The organism is Streptomyces flavochromogenes (assembly GCF_000717595.1).
In the GTDB taxonomy this organism is placed as follows: domain Bacteria; phylum Actinomycetota; class Actinomycetes; order Streptomycetales; family Streptomycetaceae; genus Streptomyces; species Streptomyces flavochromogenes.
In genome coordinates this window covers 1-242 of the sequence record NZ_JNZO01000141.1, presented here as the reverse complement: position 1 = coordinate 242, position 242 = coordinate 1, and the positions used below count along the sequence as shown (strand labels likewise).

The following is a 242-nucleotide window of genomic DNA, read 5'->3' as shown; positions in this document are numbered from 1 at the left end:
TGGAGTTCGTCGGCCGGGTCGACGACCAGGTGAAGGTGCGGGGCTACCGGATCGAGCTGGGTGAGGTCGAGTCGGCGCTGTCGACGGTGGACGGTGTCGCCCGCTCTGTCGCCATGGTCCGTGAGGACACGGCGAACGACCGCCGGCTCGTCGGCTATGTCGTCCCGGTCGAGGGAACAGTCCTGGAGGCGGAGGCGGTTCGCCGTGCGGTGGCCGGGCTGCTGCCGGAGTACATGGTTCCG

Annotated in this window: 1 protein-coding gene; it reads left to right on the top strand. The window is 69.8% G+C overall.

Features of this window, described 5'->3' with window-relative positions:
- Nucleotides 1-242 (top strand): AMP-binding enzyme (locus IF00_RS42375; protein WP_037640675.1); only part of this gene is annotated, 242 nt, incomplete at both ends.